The 19708-nt window shown below is 71.6% G+C and carries 19 protein-coding genes; 4 read left to right on the top strand and 15 right to left on the bottom strand.

The window, feature by feature from the left end:
* Positions 1-71: 71 nt before the first annotated feature.
* From K8612_RS02055 to K8612_RS02020, 8 genes are read right to left on the bottom strand one after another with little or no spacing between them, the layout of a single operon-like run.
* Entirely contained in the window at positions 72-797 is a 726-nt protein-coding gene (locus K8612_RS02055) for an SH3 domain-containing protein (protein ID WP_223761081.1), read from the bottom strand.
* On the bottom strand, positions 797-2674 hold the full coding sequence (locus tag K8612_RS02050) for a BatD family protein (protein WP_223761080.1): 1878 nt from the start codon (positions 2672-2674) through the stop codon (positions 797-799). Before K8612_RS02050 ends, K8612_RS02055 begins: the two co-directional genes overlap by 1 nt.
* Complete coding sequence (locus tag K8612_RS02045; protein ID WP_223761079.1) at positions 2658-3686, bottom strand: tetratricopeptide repeat protein; 1029 nt, start codon at positions 3684-3686, stop codon at positions 2658-2660. Before K8612_RS02045 ends, K8612_RS02050 begins: the two co-directional genes overlap by 17 nt.
* The gene (locus K8612_RS02040; RefSeq protein ID WP_223740136.1) at positions 3683-4738 is read right to left on the bottom strand and encodes a VWA domain-containing protein; all 1056 of its coding nucleotides are present in this window, start codon (positions 4736-4738) and stop codon (positions 3683-3685) included. The genes K8612_RS02045 and K8612_RS02040 overlap by 4 nt, the downstream gene beginning before the upstream one ends.
* A complete protein-coding gene (locus tag K8612_RS02035; RefSeq protein ID WP_223739899.1) occupies positions 4738-5751 on the bottom strand; it encodes a VWA domain-containing protein in 1014 nt (337 codons plus the stop codon). The genes K8612_RS02040 and K8612_RS02035 overlap by 1 nt, the downstream gene beginning before the upstream one ends.
* A complete protein-coding gene (locus tag K8612_RS02030) occupies positions 5723-6721 on the bottom strand; it encodes a hypothetical protein (protein ID WP_223761078.1) in 999 nt (332 codons plus the stop codon). The genes K8612_RS02035 and K8612_RS02030 overlap by 29 nt, the downstream gene beginning before the upstream one ends.
* On the bottom strand, positions 6718-7599 hold the full coding sequence (locus K8612_RS02025) for a DUF58 domain-containing protein (RefSeq protein WP_223761077.1): 882 nt from the start codon (positions 7597-7599) through the stop codon (positions 6718-6720). Before K8612_RS02025 ends, K8612_RS02030 begins: the two co-directional genes overlap by 4 nt.
* 24 nt (positions 7600-7623) lie before the next feature.
* Positions 7624-8613 (bottom strand): MoxR family ATPase, encoded by a 990-nt coding sequence (locus tag K8612_RS02020; RefSeq protein WP_223761076.1) that lies wholly within the window; start codon positions 8611-8613, stop codon positions 7624-7626.
* Between the two features lie 115 nt (positions 8614-8728).
* On the opposite strand from K8612_RS02020, the gene K8612_RS02015 reads away from it, so the two are divergent.
* Genes K8612_RS02015 through K8612_RS02000 form a run of 4 tightly spaced genes read left to right on the top strand, consistent with a single transcriptional unit; the run spans position 8729 to position 12375 of the window.
* Positions 8729-9709: an alpha/beta fold hydrolase gene (locus K8612_RS02015; RefSeq protein ID WP_223761075.1), complete on the top strand. Its 981-nt coding sequence runs from the start codon at positions 8729-8731 to the stop codon at positions 9707-9709.
* Between the two features lie 49 nt (positions 9710-9758).
* Positions 9759-10769: a DUF2157 domain-containing protein gene (locus K8612_RS02010; RefSeq protein ID WP_223761074.1), complete on the top strand. Its 1011-nt coding sequence runs from the start codon at positions 9759-9761 to the stop codon at positions 10767-10769.
* A gap of 2 nt (positions 10770-10771) precedes the next feature.
* A complete protein-coding gene (locus K8612_RS02005; protein ID WP_223739905.1) occupies positions 10772-11881 on the top strand; it encodes a DUF4401 domain-containing protein in 1110 nt (369 codons plus the stop codon).
* Complete coding sequence (locus K8612_RS02000; protein WP_223739906.1) at positions 11878-12375, top strand: GDYXXLXY domain-containing protein; 498 nt, start codon at positions 11878-11880, stop codon at positions 12373-12375. Before K8612_RS02005 ends, K8612_RS02000 begins: the two co-directional genes overlap by 4 nt.
* Positions 12376-12391: 16 nt before the next feature.
* Here K8612_RS02000 and K8612_RS01995 read toward each other — a convergent pair whose 3' ends face one another.
* From K8612_RS01995 to K8612_RS01965, 7 genes are all read right to left on the bottom strand, one after another.
* Entirely contained in the window at positions 12392-14089 is a 1698-nt protein-coding gene (locus K8612_RS01995; protein WP_370639909.1) for a sigma-54-dependent transcriptional regulator, read from the bottom strand.
* Positions 14090-14686: 597 nt separating this feature from the next.
* Positions 14687-15484: a bifunctional 2-polyprenyl-6-hydroxyphenol methylase/3-demethylubiquinol 3-O-methyltransferase UbiG gene (locus tag K8612_RS01990; protein ID WP_223761073.1), complete on the bottom strand. Its 798-nt coding sequence runs from the start codon at positions 15482-15484 to the stop codon at positions 14687-14689.
* Between the two features lie 7 nt (positions 15485-15491).
* Positions 15492-16250: a ZIP family metal transporter gene (locus K8612_RS01985; RefSeq protein WP_223761072.1), complete on the bottom strand. Its 759-nt coding sequence runs from the start codon at positions 16248-16250 to the stop codon at positions 15492-15494.
* A 32-nt stretch (positions 16251-16282) separates the two neighbouring features.
* Complete coding sequence (locus K8612_RS01980) at positions 16283-17563, bottom strand: hypothetical protein (protein ID WP_223761071.1); 1281 nt, start codon at positions 17561-17563, stop codon at positions 16283-16285.
* A 9-nt stretch (positions 17564-17572) separates the two neighbouring features.
* Entirely contained in the window at positions 17573-18184 is a 612-nt protein-coding gene (gene lpoB, locus K8612_RS01975; RefSeq protein WP_223739911.1) for a penicillin-binding protein activator LpoB, read from the bottom strand.
* Positions 18185-18198: 14 nt separating this feature from the next.
* On the bottom strand, positions 18199-19014 hold the full coding sequence (locus K8612_RS01970; RefSeq protein ID WP_223761070.1) for a hypothetical protein: 816 nt from the start codon (positions 19012-19014) through the stop codon (positions 18199-18201).
* 10 nt (positions 19015-19024) lie between these two features.
* Positions 19025-19588: a hypothetical protein gene (locus tag K8612_RS01965; RefSeq protein ID WP_223739913.1), complete on the bottom strand. Its 564-nt coding sequence runs from the start codon at positions 19586-19588 to the stop codon at positions 19025-19027.
* Positions 19589-19708 lie beyond the last annotated feature (120 nt).

The raw sequence follows: 19708 nt of genomic DNA, 5'->3' as shown, positions 1-19708 counted from the left end.
TCCCGGCAGCCCTCTGTACGAAAGCGGTCCCCTGCCGGTTTTCCCTCCGGGCAGGGTCGCTCCGGCCCCGCCTAGATTTCGGCCACGCCGTCGCGCTCGGCCCAGCCCTCCAGGCCGTTGGGCAGGCGGATGCGGACGTACTTCCCCGTCTCCTCCAGGAGCTGCACCTTCAGGCCGGCGTGCACCTCGAAGAGCGAGCGCCCCTCCGAGCGAGGCAGCTCCCGCGCCACCAGCGTGGGCGCCAACACCACGGCCTCGTGCACGTTCTGGTGCACCCAGATGTGCGCCCCCAACAGCAGCGCCGCCGGCACCGCCGCCGTGAGGCAGAGGCCGGCCACCACCGCCACCGCCGTGCTCCGCATCGAGGGGAAGGCGCGCCGGAAGAGCAGCAGCGCGAAGCCCACCAGCCACGCGACGAAGAAGACCCAGGCCACGGCCGCGCCGTCCGTCGCGGCGGCCAGCCGGGGGAGGAAGGCCTCGTCGGCGGCGGCGCCCACGACCTTGTCCACCTGCCGCGCCCGCGCCAGGGCCAGGTTGGCCTCCAGGTCCTCGGCGCGTCCGCCCTGCTTCCGGGCCTGCTCCAGCGCCAGCACCGCGCGGCCCAGGTCGCCCCGGGCCAGGTGCGTGGTGCCCAGGTTGTAGAGCACGTCCGGCCCGCCGAAGCCGTGGGCGAGCAGCTTCTCGTACTGGGCCTGCGCGCTGGCGTAGTCCTCGCGGCCATACGCGTCGTTGGCCTGCTGGAAGACGGCCTCCGCTTCCTCGGCGGTGTAGTAGCCCTGCGTCGCCGCGTCGCTCATCACGCCCAGCCCTCCATCACCGCCGCCGCGGTCGCCAGCACCTTGCGCCGCTCGCCCGGCTCCACCCCGCCGCCGTAGCGGCCCAGGTCGCACGCCTCCAGCACGAAGAGCACGCGCGCGCGCCGCTCCGCGTCCACGCCCGCAGCCGCCAGCTTCTCCCCGAGCGCCTCGCGCGTCAGCCCGCCCACGGGGAGGCCCAGTTGGGCCGCCAGGAAGCCCACCATCGCCCGCTCCACCTCCACGTAGAACGCGCCCGCGTCCGCGCCCGCCTTGAGCTTCTCCGCCTCCGCCAGCCGCTTGCGCGCGGCCTTCGCCTGCTGACGGCCCTTGCCCGCCTCCGAGCGGGTGGCCAGCCGGCCGCGCATGCCGCCCGCGAGCGCCACGCCCGCCAGCAGGCCCAGCGGCGCCAGCACGCCCGCGACGAAGAAGGGCCGCATCCACACGGGCTGGGACGGCCCCACGAAGTGGGCCCGGGCGCGCACCGGACGCAGCCCCCCGGTGGCGAGCACGTTCTTCTGCTCGTTGGCCGCGTCCGCCACCTGCGAGGGCGTCATCGTCGACGGCAGCGAGGACACGCCGCCCGCGCCCGCCTCCACGGTGAGCGTCACGGGGTCCGTGCGCGCCGTCTCATACTGGCGCCGCGACGGGTCGAAGTACGGGAAGCGCAGCTCCGGCAACGTGAAGGTGCCCGTGCGCTGCGGCATCACCAGGTACTCCACCACGCGGCGGCCCTGGATGCGGTTGCGGTTGGGCGTGAGCCGGTCCGTCGTCGTGGGCTCGTAGATCTTCAGCGCGGCCGGGCCGGTGAGCTTCGGCGGGGTGACGTTCTTCACGTTGCCCTGCCCCTCCAGGATGACCTTCACCGTGATGGGCTGCCCCAGCTCCACGCGCGTCTGCGACACGTCCAGCGACAGGCGCCACGAGCCCACGTTCGCGTTGGACATGTCGGGCGGCGCGCCGTTCGGCAGGGGCCGCACCTTCACCTTCAGCCCGTTGGAGACGCGGTGCACGCGGTGGCCCGCGAAGAGGAAGCCCGTGGTGATGTCCGCCTCCGCCGGGGTGATGAGCAGCGTGCCGGACTTCACCGGGAACAGCGCGCGGCGGCGCAGCAGGTAGGCGCGGTACGGGATGCCGTCCACCACCTTCTGCTCGCCCGTGAGCTGCGTGGGGCTCTCCACCTCCTCCGTCCAGAAGCCCTCCAGCTTGGGCATCGTCACCGCGTCCACGCTGGACAGGTCCACGCGCGAGTAGATGTAGAGCGACAGTGTGGCCTGCTCGCCCACGTAGAGGTCGTCGCGGTCCAGACTCGCGCGCAGGAACAGGTCCGAGTCCCCGCGCGGAATCACCGGTTCGTCGTCCCGCAGGTCCGAGTCGTCGTCCCCGAACGGGTCCGGCATGTTGCGGAAGTTGCGGAACGGATCCGGCAACTGCGGCCGGCCGCCCTGCTGCGCCTGGGGCGCGTTGCCCACGCGGCCCTCGCGCACGGTCAACTGCACGGCGTCCGTGCGGTACGTGCGGCCTCCCGCGGTGAGCGTGGCGGGCGGCAGGGTGAGCCTGCCCGCGCGCAGCGGGCGCATGAGCAACTCGTGGCGCGTGATGTCCTGGATGACGGCGGGGCCGCCGCCGGACAACGAGATGGAGCGCTGGCTGCCGCGCGACGAGGAGAGCACCTCGAAGTCGTTGGACTCGGGCAGGCGCACCTGGGCGTTGGACGGCGCGTCCACCACCACCACGGTGAGCTTGAAGGTGTCGCCGGTGCCCACCTCGGTGCGATCCACCGTCTGGTAGAACTCGATGTCCGCCGCCCACGCTGGCGCCGTGGCCAGCAGGGCGAGCACGGCGAGCAGCGCCATGCGCCCGCTACCAGTCCTTCTCATTGGGCTTCCTCTGCTTCTTCTTCTGCTGGAAACGCCAGAGCTGGAGATTCTTCTCGTTCTGCTTCATCGCATCCAGCAGGCGCTCGGCCTCCTGCCGGTCGACGTCGCCCGGCGAACTTCCGCCGTCGCGCGGCTTCGACTCCGTCTCCTCCTCGCCCTCGCTGCCGCCGTCCGCGCCGCCATCGCGCGAGTCGCCCTCGCCCTCGTCCTGGCCTCCGTCGGCCCCACCGTCCGCGCCGCCGTCGCGGGAGCCCCCGTCGCCGCTGCCGCCGTCCTGGCCCCCGTCCGCGCCACCGTCGCCGGGGCCGGCATCGCCGCCGCCTCCGTCCGCGCCGCCGTCCTGACCACCATCCTGGCCGCCGCCGTCCTCGCCTCCGTCGGCCCCACCGTCCGCGCCGCCATCCGGACCGCCGTCCTGGCCTCCGTCCTGCGGCGTGCCGCCGTCACCCTTCTGGCCGCCATCCTCGCCCGCGTCCGGACGTCCGCCGTCGTTGCCGCCGTCCTGGCCTCCGTCGGTGCCGCCATCCGGGCCGTTCTGCGGCGGAGGCAGGTCGCGCAGCACCACCTCGTAGTTGTGCCGGGCCTGCGGATCCGTGGGGTCCAGCGTGAGCGCCTTGCGGTAGGACTTGAGCGCCTCCGCGCGGTCGCCCGACGTGGCCGCCAGGTTGCCCAGGTTGTACCAGCTCTTCTGCGCCAGGTCGGGCTGGCGCGAGGACTCCGCCACCTGCTTGAAGGCCTCGCGCGCCTCCGCGTTGCGGCCCAGCTTCGCCAGCGCGTCCGCGCGGTTGAACTCCACCGCCGGATCATTGGGCCGCTCCTTCTTCGCGGCCTCGAAGTCCTTCAGCGCGTCCTCGTAGCGTCCGGCCGCGTAGGCCTCGCGCCCGCGCTGCACCAGCGGGTGGTCCTTCTCCAGCGGCCCCACCGCCCACGCGGGCCCCGGCAGCGCCAGCAGCCCCGCCAGCCCCACCGCCATCGCGCGCGCCGCGCGCCGCCGCATCGGTTGCGTGCTCATGCGGCCCTCCGGCGCGAAGGGATGAGCGCCATGCCCAGCACCAGCAGCACCAGCCCGGGGACGGCGAACCACTGGAAGCGCTCGTCGTAGCGGACCGTCACGCGGCTCTCCAGCTCGCTCTTCTGCAACTGGTCGATGCGCTCCACCACCTGCCCCATGGCCACGCCGTTGGGCTGGTAGAAGAAGGCGCCGCCCGTGGCGTCCGCGATGGCCGTGAGGCCCGCGCGGTCCAGGCGCGTGATGACCGTGTCGCCGTTGGAGTCCTTCTTGTAGTCCACGAACTCGCCGCGCCGGTCGTAGACGGGGATGGGCTCGCCGGAGTCCGAGCCCACGCCCACCGCGAGCACCTGCACGCGCGCGTCCTTGAGCGCCTCCGTGGCCTCGCGCACGTCGCCCGTGAGGTCCTCGCCGTCCGACAGCAGCACCACCACGCGCTCCTTGGAGCCCCGGTCCGCGTTGTCCAGCACCTGCTTGGCCAGCCGCAGCGCCGCGCCCACGTTCGTGCCGCCCTGGGGCATCGCGTCCGGATCCACCGCGCGCAGGAACAGCTTCACCGCCGAGTAGTCCGACGTGAGCGGCGACTGCACGAACGCGTCCCCCGCGAACACCACCAGGCCCGCGCGGTCGCCCTTCAGCTCGTCCAGCAGCGTGTTGAGCTCCAGCCGCGCGCGGTCCAGCCGGCTGGGCTGCACGTCCCTGGCGAGCATGGACTTGGACGCATCCAGCGCCACCACCACGTCGATGCCCCGGCGCTTCGTCAGCTCGCTCTTCGTGCCGCACTGGGGCTGCGCGAGCGCGAGCCCGAACAGCATCAGCCCCAGCCCGTAGAGGCCGCCCTGCACCGCCGGCCGCCACACGGACACGCCGGGCGCGAGCGCCGTCACGTGGCGCTCCGCGATGAGCGCCGACAGCCGCGTCCTGCGGCCCAGCGCCTTGAGCAGCGCGAGCAGCCCCAGGAGCAGGCCCACCAGGAGCAGCCCCAGGAACAGCGGCTGCGCCAGGCCCACCTGATAGCCCAGGAGCGTGAAGCGCCAGGCCTCCACCGTGGGCATCATGGGAACACCCGCAGGACGGTGGCGCGCAGCAGCAGCTCCAGCGCGGCGAGCCCGAAGGCCACCAGCAGGAACGGGTGGAAGTTCTCCTTGTACGTGGCGCTGGCGCCGCCCTCCATCAGCTTGGAGCGCTCCAGCGCGTCCAGCACCTTCTGCAGGCCCTGCTTGAGGCCCTCCGGGTCGGTGGCGCGGTAGTACTCGCCGCCGGTGCGGTCCGCGATGTCCTGCATCAGCTCCGGGTTGATGGGGATCTCCGTCTCGCGCCACACGGTGTTGCCGAACAGGTCCGTGCCCTGCGGGAAGGGCACCTTGCCGCCCTTGCCCACGAGGATGGTGTAGATGGGGATGTGGAGCGACGCGGCCATGTTCGCCGCGTCCAGCGGGGAGATCTTGCCGGCGTTGTTGTCGCCGTCGGTGATCAGCACCACCACGCGGCTCTTCGCGTCGGAGTCGCGCAAGCGGTTGAGCGACGTGGCGATGGCGTCACCAATGGCCGTGCCGTCCTCCAGCACGCGGGTGCGCAGTTGCTTGAGCACCTCCTTGAGCACGCCGTAGTCCAGCGTCAGCGGGGACTGCGTGTACGCGGCGCCGGAGAACACCACCAGGCCCAGGCGGTCGTTCACGCGGCCGGAGATGAAGTCGGTCAGCACCTCCTTGGCCACGTTGAGGCGGTTCTGCGGACGGAAGTCACCGGCCTCCATGGACGTGGACAGGTCCAGCGCCACCACGATGTCGATGCCCTCCACCGACAGGTCGCGCACGCGCGAGTCGCGCGACTGCGGCCGGGCGATGGCCACCACCGCCGCCACCACCGCCGCCACGCGCAGGATGGGCAGGAGCGGCAGGAGGTACGTGCGGAAGCCCCGCCCGCCCTTCGCGAAGACGTGCGCGGCGGAGAAGCGCAGCGTGGCGCGGCGCTTGCGCTCCCAGAACGCGAGCGCCAGCAGCAGCGGCGCCAGCAGCAGGGCCCAGAGCGCCTCCGGGTTATTGAACGCGAGGTCCGGGGGCAGCATCGGGCTTGGGGGGAGCGGGAGGAACGTACGTCCTGGCGAGCAGGTCGTAGCCGAAGGCCAGCGCCTGATTGCAGGACTCGGGGGAGGCGTCGGCGCGGGCGTACTTCACCATGTCCGACTCGGAGACGAAGCGCATCAGCGCGTCCTCCGGCAGACCCGGCGTGGGCAGCCGGCGCAGGGACGCCATCAATTCGGACGACGTGCACTCCAGGGCCTCGAAGCCGTAGCGCTCGCCCAGGTAGCCGCGCACGATTTCGGAGAGGCGGAAGTAGAAGTCCTTCACGTGGCCGCGGCCGGGCAGGTCCTCGCGCTTGAGCGCGTCCAGGGACTGGCGCACGCGCACGTCCAGCGGCAGCACGGGGACGAGCTTCTCGCTCCTGGGCCGGCGCTGCCACCAGCGCACCAGCAGCCAGGCCGCGACGGCCACCGCCAACACCACCGCGAGCACGTAGAGCAGCGTCCAGGAGCGGATGGGCACTTCCTGCGGGGGCTGATAGTCGAACAGCTCCGCGCCCTGCCCCTGCGCGTCCGGCGGCAGCGTGGAGGTCACCTCCACCGTCTTGCCCTTGAGCACGAAGCGGCGCGGCCCCTCCGGCGTCGCCACGTCGAAGGTGAGGTCCGGCAGCCGCACGTCGCCCAGCTCGAACGCGGAGAAGCGCAGGCCGAACGTCGTGGTCGCGTCGTTCGCCTGGTCCTGGCGCTGGCGCGTCTGCTGGAGCAGCTCCACCGGGCCCTCCCCCGTGGGCGCCACCAGCTCATAGCGCTGGTCCTTCGGGTGCGTGAGCGTCACCTGGTAGGTGAAGGGCTCGCCGATGTGCACCGACTCCGGCTCCACCCGCGCGGACGCGCCCGTGGGCGCCACCGTCTCCAGGGCGACAGGGGCCTTGGGGGCGCCAGGAGCCGGGGCCTGGGCCCACACGGCCGGCGAGCCGACGAGGAGGACGGCCGCGAGGACGAGCGCGTGTCTCATGCCGCCATCCTCCGGGCCCGCGCGCGGAAGAAGTTCGCCAGCGCCTTGCCGTGATCATCCCCGGCGCGCAGCTCCACGTGGTCCAGCTCCAGCTTCTTGAACAGCTTGCGGCGCTCGTCGCGCTGGGCCTGCATGGCGCGCATGAACCTGCCGCGCACGGCGGTGGAGCTGGTGTCCACGACGAAGCGCTCGCCCGTCTCCGGGTCCTCCATCTCCACCAGGCCGTGGGCGGGGAAGCGGTGCTCCAGCGGATCCTCGATGACCACGGGCACCAGGTCGTGGCGGCGGCCGACGAGGCGCAGCGGCTTCTCGTAGCCCGTGGCCATGAAGTCCGACACCAGGAACGTCACCGCCTTCCGCTTGGACACCTGCGTCAGGTACGTGAGCCCCGCGGACAGGTCCGTGCCGTGGCCCTTGGGCTTGAAGGTGAGGATGTCGCTCACCAGCCGCAGCACGTGCATGCGGCCCTTGCGCGGCGGGACGACCTTCTCCACCCGGTCCGAGAAGAGGATGAGCCCCACGCGGTCATTGTTCGCGATGGCGCTGAAGGCGATCTGCGCGGCCACCTCCGCGGCGACCTCCGCCTTGGTGCGGTCCTTGGAGCCGAACTCGTTGGAGGCGGACACGTCCACCAGGAGCATCACCGTGAGCTCGCGCTCCTCGGTGAAGACCTTGATGAAGGCCTCGTTCATGCGCGCGGTGACGTTCCAGTCGATGAAGCGGATCTCGTCGCCGGGCTGGTACTGGCGCACCTCGGAGAAGGCCATGCCGCGGCCCTTGAACACCGAGTGGTACTGGCCGGCCAGCATGTCGGAGACCACCTTGCGGGTGCGGATCTCCAGCTTGCGGATGCGGCGGATGAGGTCCTTGGGCAGCACGGGCGCGCTCTTACCGGGGCCTGGTCAGGGAACTTCCACGCGGTCGAAGACGCGCTGGATGATCTTCTCCTGGGTGAGTTCCTCGGCCTCCGCCTCGTAGGTCATCGCGATGCGGTGGCGGAGCACGTCGAAGGCGATGGCCTTCACGTCCTCCGGGGTGACGAAGCCGCGGTGGCGCAGGAAGGCGTGCGCGCGGGCCGCCTGCGCGAGCGCGATGGTGGCGCGCGGCGAGGCCCCGAACTGGATGTAGTCCGCCAGGTCCTTGAGGCCGTAGCGCGCGGGCTCGCGCGTGGCGAACACCACGTTGAGGATGTACTCCTTCACCTTCTCGTCCATGTAGATGGCGTGGACGAGCTCGCGCGCGCGCACCAGGTGCTCCAGCGCGATGACCCGCTGGGCCTTGGGCGACGAGCCGCCGGCCATGCGGTCCATGATGACCTTCTCCTCATCCCGGGTCGGGTAGCCCACCTTCACCTTGAGCATGAAGCGGTCCACCTGCGCTTCGGGGAGGGGGTAGGTGCCCTCCTGCTCGATGGGGTTCTGGGTGGCCAGCACGAGGAACGGTGAAGGCAGGCCGAAGGTCTGGTCGCCGATGGTGACCTGGCGCTCGGCCATGGCCTCCAGGAGGGCGGACTGGACCTTGGCGGGGGCGCGGTTGATTTCGTCCGCGAGGACGATGTTCGCGAAGATGGGCCCCTTGCGGACGGTGAAGGCGGCCGTCTGCTGGTTGTAGATCATGGTGCCGACGAGGTCCGCCGGCAGCAGGTCGGGCGTGAACTGCACGCGCATGAAGGTGGCGCTGAGCGAGTCCGCCACGGTGCGCACGGTCAGCGTCTTGGCGAGTCCGGGCACGCCCTCCAGGAGGACGTGGCCGTTGCACAAGAGGCCGATGAGGATGCGTTCGAGCATGTACCGCTGCCCGACGATGACCTTGCCGGTCTCCTGGTTGAGGACCTCGACGAAGCTGCTTTCCTGCTGCACGCGTTCGGTGAGCGCGCGAATGTCGGTGTTCATGTCCCCTCTGTCGGCCTGGGCGGCGGGCAGCCTAGGGTTCCCGGGCGTCCGGCTCAACACCGCTTTGGGCCGGACATTCCGTCAAGCCGCCCCGTGCCGTAAAGGGTCATCTCCCATGTCCCGCCCGCCCCCGCCCCGCCGCTCCGCCCTCCCCCCTCGCTGGGACGCCTCCGGCCGCCCCGGAGCCCCGGGCGCCACGCCCCCCGTGGGCCCGGTGGAGACGGGGCTCCTGGCCCAGTTGGCCCCGGCCGTGGCGCCCCAGGTGCACTGGCTGCCCGGGGGTGGCGCGGTGCGGATCCTCGAAGGGGGCCCCCCCGAGGGCGCGCGCTCCACGGTCGTCTTCCTCCATGGGCGTGGGAACGCGGCGACCCACTGGTTCCCGTACCTGACGGCGCTGGCCCGGCACCACCGGGTGCTGGCCCTGGACCTGCCCGGCTTCGGACAGTCCACCCCGGCCGACGTGCACGTGAAGACCGCGGAGGACGCGGTGCGCTTCTTCACGGCGCCGGTGGAGGAGGCGCTGGGGATGGTGGCGCCGGGGCCGGTGTCGGTGGTCGGCCACTCGCTGGGCGGGCTGGTGGCGCTGGAGCTCGCGCTGCGCGGCGCGGTGCCGGTGGAGCGGCTGGTGCTGGTGGACGCGATGGGGCTGGGCCCGGAGATGCCGCGCGCCTCGCGCCTCTTCTTCCGCGCGGGGCCGGAGCGGCTGGCGCGCAACCTGGGCCCCTGGGCGATGGCGCGGATGCTGCCGCCGCCCCCCACGCCGCTGGGAGAGAAGCTGGGCGCGCTGGGCTACGAGCTGTTGAGCGTGCCCGGCGGGAGGCCCGAAGCCGCGCAGGCCTTCAACGCGCTGGTGCCGCTGACGGGGCCGCTGTTCCACCGCCGCGAGCGGCTGGGCGAGGTGAAGGTCCCCGTGCTGATCATGTGGGGCGAGCGCGACGAGACGCTGCCCGTCTCGATGGCGGATGAGGCCGCGCGCCGCCTTCCCCAGGCCCGGGTGCTGCGCGTGGCGTGCGGACACAGTCCGCAGTTGGAGCATCCCGAGCGCGTGCTCCCCGAGCTGAAGGCCTTCCTGGACGCGGAGCGCTCCGGGCCGTGAGCGGGCGCGGTGTCCCCGGCGTCACGTGAACCGGGTACAGTGCCCGGCCGTGCCGAAAGACTTTCTCGACTTGGAGGCGACGCCGGAGCGCTTGCACGCGCTGGCGGACGCCGGAATCCTGGGCCCGGACGCGTACGGGCGAGCGCTGCATCTGGCGGTCGCCTCGCCGTCGCGGCCCGCGTGGCGCGCGTTCCTGTCCACGACGTTGATGGCCCTGGGCTCGCTGCTGGTGCTGGCGGGCGTGGTGTACTTCTTCGCCTTCAACTGGGCGGAGCTGGGGCGCTTCTCGAAGCTGGGCCTCATCTGCCTGGGCATCGCTGGGGCGGCGGTGGGTGCGTGGCGGCTGGGCGACCGGCCCGCGGGCCAGTTCGCGCTGCTCGCGGCCGCGGTGCTGGTGGGCCCGCTGCTGGCCGTGTACGGGCAGGCGTACCAGACGGGCGCGGATCCATATGAGCTGTTCATCGGCTGGGGCGTGCTCATCCTGCCGTGGGTGGCGCTGGCGCGCTTCACGCCGCTGTGGATGCTCCAGCTCGTGCTCGTCAACACGGGCGTCATCCTCTTCTGGGGCCAGCGCATGACGCGCTTCGGTTCCTACGAGGCGCGGCTCGCGCTGGTGCTGGGGCTGCTCAACGGGTTCGCCTGGGCGACGTACGAGCACTTCGCCCACCGGAAGGTGTCCTGGCTCCAGGGGCGGTGGATGCCCCGCGTGTTGTCCCTGATGACGCTGATGCCGCTGGTGACCCTGGGCATCCTGTTCATCGTGAGCAAGCACGACCGCTCGCTGGAGTCCGCCCTGTCCCTGCCGCTGGTGCTGGGAGCGCTGGTCGCCATCTACGCCCTGCACCGGCACCTGCATGGGGAGCTGTTCCTGCTCACCGTGGCCGCGCTGAGCGTCATCACGCTCGTCACCACGGCGGTGGGCTACTTCCTCATGGAGTCCATGCACGCCGAGGAGCTGACCCTCTTCATCCTGCCCCTGGTGCTCATTGGCGAGGTGGGCCTGGCGGTGTACTGGCTGCGCCACGAGTCGCAGGCCACGGGCGTCTCGGAGGAGACCTGACCATGTCCCTGCGACCGACCATCCAAGACGTGCTGGCGGGGCTCAAGGCCGAGGGCCATGTGGACGCGGAGGTGGACGCACGCGCCCGCACCGCCCTGGAGATCCGTCAGAAGACGCTGGGGGCCTCGCCCTGGTTCGTGAAGGCGCTGGCCGGAGGAGGCGCGTGGCTGTCCGCCGCCTTCCTGCTCAGCTTCTTCGCCTGCGTGGGCCTGTGGAAGGAGGAGGTGGCGCTCACCGGCCTGGGCCTCGTGCTGACGGTGGCGTCGGTGTTCCTGCGCCGCAGCACCCAGGGCCCCTTCATGGAGCAGCTCGCCCTGGCCCTGTGCATGGCGGGCGTGGGCGCGTTCCTCGTGGGGCTGGGGCAGTTGGAACAAGACACCCTCACCCTCGCGTTCGCGGGGGCGGCAGCGTCCATCGCGCTGCTCGCCGTGTTCCCGGACCTCATCCTCTACTTCCTGGCGACGGTGGGGCTCTGCGTGTCCGTCGGCGTGTTCGCGCTCGACGCCGTGGGGGGCGCGGGCGTGGACGCGTGGATGCTCCTGTGCGCCGCCGCGCTCTCCGGCACCCTGCTCTTCGAGCCGCTGCTGCGGCGCGGGCCCCTGGGCGCTCGCGTGGGCCCCATCGCCTTCGCGCTCGCGTGCGCCGTCCCCGGGTGGCTGCTGTTCCGCAGCTTCGAGAGCTCGCAGGAGGGCTTCCGCTACGTCTTCCGCTTCGAGAGCGAGTTCGTGCCGAGCGCGTACCTCGCCCTCCTGCTGGCGCTCCTCCTGCTGTGGACGGGGTGGCGGGTGCTGCGCGAGCTGGGGCTGGCGCGGGAGCAGCGCGTCTGGATTCCCGCGGTCTGCGCGCTCGTGCTGCTCACGGGGATGACGCTGAACACGCCGGGCGTGCTGGTGGCGGTGCTGATGCTGACGCTCGGCTTCCACCGCCGCAGCCGCGTGATGCTGGGGCTGGCGGTGGCGTTCCTGCTGACGTTCGGCGCGTACTACTACTACGACCTGCGCATCACGCTCCTGGCCAAGGCCCTGGCGCTCACGGGCAGCGGGCTGGTGCTGCTGGGCGTGCGGCAGTTCTTCCTGCGGCGGCAGCCCGCCGCCCTCACGGAGGCCCGATGAAACGCGGCGCCGTCATCTTCGGTGGGCTCGCGCTGGTGTTCGTCGCGCTCGCCTTCCTCGTCGTGCAGAAGGAGACCGTGCTCGCGCGGGGGCAGCCCGTGCTGCTGCGGCTGGCGCCGGTGGATCCTCGCTCGCTCATCCAGGGCGACTACATGGTGCTCGACTACGCCATCAACCAGGGCTGGCGCGAGGGCCGCGAGCAGCCCCAGGAGGACGGCAACGTGGTGCTGCGCCTGGACGAGCACAACGTGGGCGAGTTCGTGCGCTACGAGCCGCCGGCCTCCACGCTCGCGCCCGGCGAGGTGCGCCTGCGCTTCCGCATCCGCAACTCGCAGATGCGGCTGGGCGCGGAGGCCTTCTTCTTCCAGGAGGGCCACGCGGAGCGCTACGCGAACGCGCGCTACGGCGAGCTGCGGGTGACGGACAACGGCACCAGCGTGCTCGTGGGCCTGCGCGACGAGAACTACCAGCCGCTGGGCAGCGCCATCCACTGAAGGCGCGCCCCCTTCGTCAGTCCGCGTCCTCGTTCTCCAGCAGGTCGGAGAACGGGGAGCCGTCCTCGCCCAGCGCCTTGTAGAGGCCGTCCACCTTCTCCAGCTCGCGCTTGAGCGCCTTGTGGTGGTTGCGGTTCTTCACCAGGCTCTCGCGGCCCAGCAGGCGGAAGGCCTCGTCGCGGCCCACCTGGCGGATGGCCAGGCCCAGCACCAGCCCGCGGAAGCCGTCCGCGTGGTCCAGGTCCAGCGGCGTGCCGCGCCGGCGCGCCTCGCCGACGAAGGCCTGGGCCGCGGCCCGCAGCGCCTCCGGCAGCGGCCGGCCGCCGGGGGACTGCTCGTAGTCCAGCGCCCGCGCCACGTGCTTCTCCTGGAGCACCAGGTCGCCCGTGCCGCCCGCGTGCTCCACCATCGCCAGCGTGTACGCACGCCGCACGATGTTGTCGAGCTGCCGCAGGTTGCCCGGCCAGGAGCTGGTGGTCAGCAGCAGCTCCGCCTCCGGCGCCAGCCGCGCGGAGCCGTCCGGCAGCCGCTCGCGGTGACGGCGGTTCACCATGTACCGCGCCCAGAGGGGGATCTCGTCCTGCCGGTCCTGCAGCGGCGGCATGCGCACCGGCAGCACGTTCACGCGGTAGTACAGGTCCTCGCGGAAGCGGCCGGCGCGCACCTGCGCGTGCAGGTCCGCGTTGGTGCCGATGATGAAGCGCACGTCCGCGAGCTTCTCGCCGGTGCCCTCGCCCAGCGGCCGGTAGCTGCGCGACTCCAGCAGGTGCAGCAGGCCCGCCTGCGCCTTCAGCGACAGCTTGTCGATTTCGTCGATGAACAGCGTGCCGCCGTCCGAGCGGGCCACCACGCCCGGCGCGTCGCGCACCGCGCCGGTGAAGGCGCCCTTCTTCCAGCCGAAGAGCTCCGCCATCTGGAGGTCCTCCGGCACCGTCACCAGGTCCAGCGTCTCGAAGGGCTTGCCCCGGCGGCCGGAGCGCTCATGGCACCAGCGCGCCAGGCGCGACTTGCCCGCGCCCGTGGCCCCGCTCACCAGGATGGTCTCGTCCTGGAGCGCGAAGGTGCGGAGGATGGGCAGCAGCTCCGCCATGGAGCGGCCCACCACGGGGAGGAACTCGTCCACCTCCGGCGTGGCCACCGGCCGCTGCGGCAGCGCGGTGAGGTACGGCGCGGCGATGTCCGTGAGCAGTTGGAGCAGGTCCCCGGCGTCGCGCCAGACGAACTCCTGCCCCATGGCGGCCAGACAGTCCGCCTCCAGCGAAATCATGCCCTCCATGCCCGAGGGCGTGCGCAGGGGCAGCACGCACACGTGCGTCGCGTGGCGCCCCAGGAAGCGCTGCTTGCTCTCGTTGCTGTGGAAGCCCGCGAGGCCCGGGTCGCCCGTCACCGGCGCGTCCGGCGCGTGCGGCTGCACCGTGCCGATGTTCACGTCGATGGACACCGCGCACCGGTGCTCCACCACCGCGCGCCACGCCGTGGCGGAGGTGAAGAACGGCGTCCCGACGCCCGCGTCCGTCACCTCGCGCGCGCCCACGTCCAGCGCCGCCAGCCGGCGGTACGCTTCACCGGGGCGGAGGTGGACGATGCCGCGCAGGACCCGGGCCCGGCCCGCATAGCGGCTGGCCGCCACCGCGCCTTCCGCCACGGCCAGCATCCGGCGCAACGTCGCAGCCGCCGCGGTTTCGAAGTCCCTGGAATCCCGAAGCGCAGCCATGAGCTGCGCCAACTCGTCTTGCATCCCCTCGCCTCTCGTGCCGAAGCCGCGCCACCGCCGACCGGCGAAGCCGTCCAGAAAACAGACGCGGACTCTATCGGAGATGACGGGGAGGTGCGGGTTCAGATGGAGAGCGCGGAAGGAGCGGCCCCTCCTTCCGCGCTCCGGGTGCATCCGGATGCGGTACACGCCGTTGCCAGCGTATGGGCGGGACGCATTGCGGATGTCGTGCCAGAATGGAAGTCCAATGATTTCGAGGGGTCACGAGGAGGCCCCCCTCCAGGCTGCGTCCGACTGGAACGCAAGCGCGTCCGGACAGGACGCAGGACCCCTGCCGTTCGACCCCCGAGGCCTGACGAACCCGGCCCTCCGTCCAGGCGGGCAGCCGGGTCATTCCATACCAGTCAGGGAGAAGTGGGGCAGGCTCCAGCCCCGCCAGACGCTGACCATGCGCAAGCCGAAGCAGGCGGCGCCGCCCCTGTCCCCGCCGCCACGGAGGGTTCCATGGCGCAAGAGGCTAGCACCCGCGCACCGGAGGCCCGCGACCCGGCGTGGGCGCTCCATCCACCGAACGACACCCCGGCGGGGCGCGCGGCGTCAGGCCTTGGAGGCGGTGTCCGGCTTGAGCACGAAGACGCGGTCCAGGCGCGGGCTGCCGCGCCCCACGGGCGAGTCCAGGTCGTAGTCGAAGTCGAACGTGGCCGCGACGCGCAGGCCGGACTTGCGGAACAGGCGCTTCACCTGGGCCTCGTCGTACGTGCGGAAGTACCACGTCGTCTCGATGAGCCAGTCCTTGTCCGGCCCGGTGACGCGCAGGCGGTTGCGCATGGGCGAGCGGCGCAGGCGCTGCTCCGGCAGGCCCTCGTGCGTGTTGCACACGACCTTGTCCGCGCCCACCTGCCCCACCCAGCGCTCGTGCTCCGGGCCGGAGCGCGCGTAGTCCGTGAGGTGGAAGCCCAGCACGTAGATGCCGTCCGGCTTGAGCAGGCGGCGGGTGCCGGTGAGGTGCTCCACCGCGGCCTTCTCGCTGTCCAGGTAGCGGAAGGTGGACACCAGCGTGTGGGCCAGGTCCACGCGCCCCTCCAGCGCCGGGTCGAAGAAGTCCTCCATGCGCGCCTGGGACAGCTTCACGCGGCGGCGCTCCGCCGGGGACAGGCGCTTGCGCGCGTGCGCGAGCATGGCCTCCGACAAATCATAGCCCGCGACCTTCAGGCCCCGGCGCGCGGCCTCCGCCACCAGCCGGCCCGCGCCGCACGCGGGCTCCAGCCACTGGTTGCCTCCCGTGCCGAAGCGCCGGCTCAGCGCCTGGAGGAAGTCCGCCTCCCGCACGGTGTCCGTGCCGAAGATGGCCTCGTAGTACTCCGGGTGCTCGTACCAGTCCTTGCGTCGTTCCATGGTGCCGTCAGTGCTCCGTGTGCCCCAGGACGCGCGCGAGCACGAACATCACCAGCAACCCGGCTGCCAATGCCACCAGGTTGCGTCCGGGCTTGTCCCTGCCGTGCTTGTTCACGTGCGGCAGCAGGTCCGACACGGCGATGTAGAGGAAGGTGCCGGCGGAGAAGGCCAGGGCCTTGGGCGCCAGCGACTGGAAGCGCATCACCGCGTCGAAGCCGAAGTAGAGCACCGCGCCCACCGGCACCATCAGGCCGTACAGCGCGGTGTACGCCAGGATGGTGCCGCGCTTCTTGCCCTCCGCCTGGAGGATGGACGCGAGCGACAGCGACGAGGGCACCTTGTGCGCGGTGATGGCCAGCAGCGCCATGGCGCCCACGCCCTCCTTCACCGAGGAGCCCAGGGCGATGCCGTCGAAGAGCGTGTGCGTGGACAGGCCCAAAAACGCGCTGAGGCCCAGCGCGTGGCCGTGCACGTGCTCGGCGCAGTCCGGCGGCTCCTCGCAGGTGTGGGCCACCAGGTAGCGCTCCAGCACCAGCACGAAGAGGAAGCCCATGGGCACCAGCGCGAAGGCCCACCAGCCGCCGCCCTCGTACGCCTCCGGGAGCATGTGGAAGAAGGCCGCGCCGAACATCACGCCCGCCGCGAAGGCCAGGAACGTCACGAGCCGCGTGGAGCGGTCATTGAAGATGACCACGCCCGCGCCGGCCAGCGCGCTCGCCACGACGATGAAGGAGTACAGGACGACTTCTGCCACGACCGGCGACATGGGGCGCGCACCCTACTCCCAAAACGACGCCGTCAGTAGCTTCGCACCACCAGCACCTCCACCCGCCCCGGCCTCACCTCCACCAGGTGGGTGGTGGGCCGGCCCGGGGCATCCACCTGGACGGTGTGTTTTCCCGGAGGAAGCCGGAATCGCGCCACCTGGAACTCCGCCGGCAGTGAAAGCCAGGAGCGCAGGTCGGCCTGGTTGCCCGCGTTGAGCACCAGGAAGGCGAGCAGCCCCAGCTCCTTGCTCTTCGTGAGCGCGCCCACGCCCGCGGCCACGCCCGCCTTCGCCACCGCGCCCGCGAGCTGCTTCGCCAGCATGCGGCCGATGCGGTCGTTCAGGTGCACCTGGGCCACGCGCGACAGCGACGTCACCGTCACCGCCGCTTGCGCCTGGCCCTCCACCGATACCCGCACCGGCGGTGTGCCGCCGCGGTCCCGGTACACGGGCACTTCAATCAGGTCCCCGGAGTCGCCGTAGTCGCGCGACGCCCGCTCCTTCTGGGGCGACAGGCCCGCCTCCACCACCACGACGAGCTGCCCGTCGCCGGGGCCGAGCGCGTCGTGCGCCACGTCCGGGAACTTCTGGGAGAGCATCGCGTAGGCGTCGTCGCGGCCCGTCTTCTTCGCCAGCCGCAAGAGGGGCTCCACCAGCCCGCCCAGCCGGGGCTCCAGCTCGTACGCCTTCATGTAGTCGATGAAGGCCGAGTCCCACTCGTGCTGGTCCTCGTAGAGCACGCCGCCCAGGTAGCGCGCGATGGCGAGCTGCTCGTACGGCTTCTTCTCCTCGGTGATCATCTTCTCCAGGCGCTCGTTGACGCGGCGGACCTCCACGAGCGCGTCCTCGTCCCGGCCCAGCTCCGCGTAGTTGAGCGCCTGGAGGACGGAGATCATCAGCTTCTCGAAGTCCTCGCCCCGGTAGGCGCGGCGCCGCTCGTTGCTGAGCAGGATGCCGGCCTCCTCGCTCACGGAGGTGACGTCCAGCAGCGCGCTCAGCTCGTCCGCCTGGGCCAGCACCTTCGTGCTCTCCTCCCACTGCCCGGACGCGTGCAGCACCATGCCCTTGTCCAGGAGCAGCAGGAGCTGGTCGCGCTCGGGGGCCTCCTTCTGCTCGTCGTCCAGCGCACGCAGGGCGCGCGGATAGTCGGAGGCCTGGTACGCGGAGCGCGCGGAGGCCGTGCGCGCCACGTAGTCACTGGCGCAGCCCGTCCCCAGGAGGGAGGAGGCCAGGACGAACAGCAGGCCCCAACGCGCCGCCGGTGAGGCGGAGGCGCGCGGGGCCTGGGGGGCGATGTCGGGGAGGTTGGACACGGCGGACGGCTACCAGCTCACGCCCTGCTTCTCGAACTTCTTGCGGATCTGCTTCTCGTCCGTCCAGGCGATCGTGCCGGTGCGCACGTCGTTCAGCTTCGCCGTCATCTTGTAATAGACGAGCTTGTCGCGGCCGACCTCCTGGATGATGGAGGCGAGGTCGCCCGTCATCAGGAAGTCCACCGACGCCTGCTGGCCCGGGGCCTTGGCGGCGTTCGGGTTCACGTAGCCGGACTGCTGGTACTCGTACTCCTCCGCGATGTCCTGGCGCGCCTGCTGGTCCACCAGCGCGAAGCGGCCCGTCTGCGCGAGCGCCGTCTGGATCTTGTCCCCCAGCGAGCGCATGTCGATGTGCTCGCTGGTGCTGTTGCGCAGCTTGCCCACGAGGACGATGGGCAGGGCCTGGCCCTGCGGCGGGGCCTGGGCGAAGCGCGGGGAGTTGGCGAGCGACTCGGCCATCTTCTTCGCGATGAGCTGCAGGTCGTTCTCGTTGAAGCGGTCGCCCAGCATCTCGATGGTGTTGGGGTCCTCGTAGGTGCCGCGCGTGAAGGCGCGGGGGCCTCCACAGCCGGCGAGCGACACGGCGACGAGGGCGGACAGCAACAGGCGGCGGGTGTTCATGGTGGGGTCGACTCCTAGTTCCATTCGCATTCGAAGCGGCTGCCTTCGAAGTTCCACTTGTAGGCAAGCACCGCGTCGCGGCGGTAGCCGGCCGTCAGCCGGCAGAGGCTCTGCAGGGACGCGCGCGGATAGTCGAAGGTGTACGTCTGCGCCTTCGCGCGCTCCTGCGGGGTGAGCTGCGAGGGGTGCGTGAGCGTGGGGCTGGCGCTGGCGGCCACCATCACGCGGTGCGCGCCGTACGTCTTGAGCGGCACGTGGCCCGCGAGCTGGATGCGGCGCACCGTGCGCGCCACCATGATGTCGCTGCGGTCCACCATCGTCTCGTGGCTGTTGCGGCGCTGGAGCAGCTCCGGGAGGTTCGCGGAGAACACGCGGGTGATGTCCCCGTCGTCCACGAAGAAGTAGAGGAACGCCTCGCGCGCGGTGCGGCTCTCCCCGGTGAAGTCCAGCGTCACCAGGATGTCCAACTGCCGGTTGGGCGCCAGGCCATGGCGCGACACCGCCGCCAGCACCGTCTTGTCCACGCCCGCCTTCTTCAGGCGGATGAGGCCGTCCGCGCTCGCGTCGCAGGCGCAGCGGCGCTCTTCGATCATCTTCACCAACTGCGCGGGCTCGAAGCCGGCCTGCGACAGCTTGGTCAGCTCCTCGTCGGTGAGCGGGAGCTGATCCGACCGCTCATAGATGCGCGGCAACTGGTTCGGGTCCCACTGGATGATGTTGTAGGTCTGCACGTCCCCGGACGGGAACGGCAGCGCCACGGACGGCGAGGCGGCGCGAGGCGCCTGGGCCGAGGTCAACGCGACAGCGGCGGCGAGCAGTTGAGCGATCATGGCGTGTCCGTCAGAACCGGTATCCGACGTTCATGAACAACCGGTTCGTGACTCCTCCTCCCCCGATGGGGATGTCCGGCGAGTAGTGCAGCCCCATGAGCACGCGGTCGCGGCGGTCCAGGAAGAGCTCCGCGCCCACCTGCGGCGAGATGGCGAAGCGGAGGCCCTCGCCCTCCGGGATGACGATGGCGCCCGCCTTGAGGCCCAGGGTGAAGGCCACCGGCCAGCCCCAGCTTCGGAAGGTGGGGCCCACGTTGCCGATGAAGCGCCCACCGTCGAAGACGTAGCCGCCGCTGACGTCCAGGCGGTACCAGTCATCCCCCCAGAGGGACACGGTGGCGCCGACGTACAGCGGCGGGCCCTCCGGCGCGCCCGCGGGGTTCTCCCGGGAGTTGATGGCCGCGCCCCAGTCGAACTGGAGCGACACGCCCCGGCGGTTGTCGCCGTAGCCCCCCGTGCCGTACTCCGACTCCTCGGGCCCGTCGGTGCGGCCCCGCTCCTGGGCGCTCGCGGTGAGCGGCGCGGCGACGGCCAGGAGCGCCAGGGCTCCGCACAACGTGACAGGACGCTTCATCTCTTTGGACTCCCCAGCGAGGGTGCGATTGCTCTTACGCGCGTCTTACGCCGCGTGGGTCGAGATATTCATCGCGCGGTGAGCGTCCGTGCAAGCGCCTGTTTTCCCTGGGGCTCTCAC

Origin of the sequence: Corallococcus sp. AS-1-6, assembly GCF_020037015.1 — a bacterium.
Taxonomy (GTDB): Bacteria; Myxococcota; Myxococcia; order Myxococcales; family Myxococcaceae; genus Corallococcus.
Note: the sequence above shows the minus strand (reverse complement) of the source record. Positions and strands in the feature narration are given on the sequence as shown.